The sequence below is a fragment of the Candidatus Protofrankia californiensis genome, from assembly GCF_900634765.1.
GTDB lineage: Bacteria > Actinomycetota > Actinomycetes > Frankiales > Frankiaceae > Protofrankia > Protofrankia californiensis.
This window is the reverse complement of record NZ_CAAAFT010000016.1, coordinates 1-2319: the sequence shown is the minus strand read 5'-3', so window position 1 is coordinate 2319 and position 2319 is coordinate 1. Positions and strand designations below refer to the sequence as shown.

Here is a 2319-nt window from a genome sequence, read left to right as displayed (position 1 = left end):
GGCCCGCGCAGCGCGGATCTGCTCCCGGATCGCCGCGTGGGTAGCCGCGTCCACCGCCCGGCGCGCCAGCACCGCATGCCCTTGCAGAGACTGCACCGCCACCCGGCCGGTGGCACGCACAACCTCCTTCCCACCGGCCGGCAGGGCCGGCAGCGCGGGCCAGGCCACCGGCCGCCGCACAGGCACGGCGGTAGAACGCGGGGTCACAACCTGCCCATGCTGGTCGATCACCTCCCCGTCCAAAACCTCTCCGCCCGCCGGACGGACGCCGGTACCGGTGTCGATGTCGGTGGCCGGTGTCCACGGGCCGGTCAGCACCAGCCCACCAGCGCCGATGTCGGTGTACGCCTGTTCCGCCTGGTCGGTCACCGCGCACCACCTTTCACAGTCCAGCCGGGGATTGAGGAGTCGGTCAGGGGCCAGGACGAGCCGCCGAGCGGGGCGATCCCCGCGGCAGCGGACAGGGCGATCTCGACGCGTTCGACGGTGTCGACCAGGACGCAGACGGCCAGGCCCACGACCCGCAGGGCCAGCACCACGACGGCCAGCAGGGCCAGGCCGGCGGCGGCCCACCAGGGCAGGGAGCGCAGATCCGCGCGGATCCCGGTCATGCCGGCACCCCGCTCTGACGCAGTTCGGTGATGTACCGGCGGGCGGTGGTTGGGGACAGCCCGACCGCGGCGGCGAGATCCGCGGCGAGCTGCCGATCGCTGCGCGGGTCGTCCGCCGGCACCGCCGCCAGCTTGCGAGCCAGGTCCCGCCGGCCGGTCCCCCGCGCACCACCGGTGCCGCCGGTACCACCGGTATCCCGGGGGCCGATGGTGGTACCGGTACCGCGACGCGGCCCGGTCGGGCGTGGCACCGGTACCACTGCCGTGGATGGCTCCGGTGCCACGACTACGGATGGTTCCGGTACCGCTGGCTCCAGTGCCACCGTGGGGGATGGCTCCGGTGCCGCCACGGCTGGCGGGGTCGACGTCGGGACGGTGGTGAGCGCGGCGAACCGTTGCCGGTAGCGGGGCGCGGCCTCGGCAAGCAGGACCAGGACCACCGGCGGGATCGAGTGCGCGACGATCGCGCCCGGATCGCCCGACGCGGCGGCGTCCCACACGTTGAGCGTCCAGGTCGCGATCCCGCAGAACCAGCGCAGCCCGGTCGCCCACCCGTCGGGACGCTCCCCGTGCCGGGACAACGCCGCATCCGCGGTGATCGCCACGAACAGGGCGATGTCCACGATCGGCGCGAGTAGCCACGCCTGCGGATCGGCGGTGCCGTGCCCGCGAGCGGCCGTGTGGACGTTCGCCAGGCTGTACACCGCGACCAGCCCGGCCACCAGCCACAGCCCGGCATCCAACGCCCGACCCAACCGGCGCGGCACCCCGCCGGCCATCACGCCACCGCCCCCACCGAAACCGGCCGACCCGGTCCACCACCGCGACGGGCCGTCCGCCGAGCCGCCACCGGCCGGGCGGCCCGGGCCAACGCCCGCTCCGCCGCACCCAGACCCGCCGGCCGATACGGGCGGCCCGCCAGATACCAGGCCGCGACCCGGTCCAGCGTCACCGCCGCCACCAGATCGAACACGTCCGCCAGCTCGTCACGAGGAGCGCCCGCCACACGGGCCTGGGCCTGCGCGACCCGCACCCGCGCCTCGACATCGACCGCGGCGGCGTAGGCGGTCACGGCAGCATCCCCGCCGCGGCGGCCGGCCAGCGTGGTCACCACCGCCCAGTGATCCGCCACCGCGGCCAGGTAGTCAGCCACCGCGACGGCGAACCGCTCCTGTGCACCCGGTACGGGAGCAGCCCCGGCACCGGTGGACACAGCGGTGCCCCTCGACCGGCACAGACTGACAGGCATGGTGGTCACTGGCCCGTCTCCATACCCGCGACCAGCGCACGAGCCTGACCGATCACGTCCGGGTCGGATAGCGGCGCCCACACCCGCACCGGAGAACCCGCCACCGTCGCGGACACCTCCACCGTCAGATCCTCGTCACCGAGGTCATGCCGCACGGCCGGCGGCCGGCCCAACAGGCGGGCCACCGCACGCAGATCCGCCCACCGGACCGCGTCGCGCTCCCCGGCCGAGGCATCCACCCTCCACCGGGCAGGGACAAGCGCCACAACCTGGTCCGGGTAGACATCGCTGACCGTCACGTGCAGAGACGCCCGCTCACCGACCAGTTCCACCAGCTCCGCCGCCGCCCGCAACGCACTCGCCATCCGCGCCGGCAGCGACACCCCGACACCACCCTCAGCGTCAGTGCCGGTACCGGTCTCGGACGCGACGGTCGCAGACTCCCGACGCGGCACCGGC

General features: G+C 74.7%; 3 protein-coding genes and 2 pseudogenes. All 5 read right to left on the bottom strand.

The genetic code is table 11. The annotated features are described in order from the left end of the window. Positions 1 to 369 (bottom strand): annotated as a pseudogene (locus tag DD1DGNOD_RS00640) (ATP-binding protein); the annotation flags it as partial. Further along, a complete protein-coding gene (locus DD1DGNOD_RS26310) occupies positions 366 to 611 on the bottom strand; it encodes a hypothetical protein (protein WP_013875476.1) in 246 nt (81 codons plus the stop codon). The pseudogene DD1DGNOD_RS00640 and the gene DD1DGNOD_RS26310, both read right to left, overlap by 4 nt. Further along, positions 608 to 1390 (bottom strand): winged helix-turn-helix domain-containing protein, encoded by a 783-nt coding sequence (locus DD1DGNOD_RS00635; protein ID WP_131769198.1) that lies wholly within the window; start codon positions 1388 to 1390, stop codon positions 608 to 610. The genes DD1DGNOD_RS26310 and DD1DGNOD_RS00635 overlap by 4 nt, the downstream gene beginning before the upstream one ends. Continuing rightward, positions 1390 to 1824, bottom strand: a complete 435-nt coding sequence (locus DD1DGNOD_RS00630; protein WP_043604190.1) for a hypothetical protein — start codon at positions 1822 to 1824, stop codon at positions 1390 to 1392. Before DD1DGNOD_RS00630 ends, DD1DGNOD_RS00635 begins: the two co-directional genes overlap by 1 nt. Positions 1825 to 1865: 41 nt before the next feature. Further along, positions 1866 to 2319 (bottom strand): annotated as a pseudogene (locus DD1DGNOD_RS00625) (hypothetical protein); the annotation flags it as partial.

What these genes read in the sequence shown, in the direction of transcription:
- DD1DGNOD_RS26310 (WP_013875476.1), bottom strand. Translation starts at nt 611, where the DNA reads ATGACCGGGATCCGCGCGGATCTGCGCTCCCTGCCCTGGTGGGCCGCC.
- DD1DGNOD_RS00635 (WP_131769198.1), bottom strand. Translation starts at nt 1,390, where the DNA reads ATGGCCGGCGGGGTGCCGCGCCGGTTGGGTCGGGCGTTGGATGCCGGG.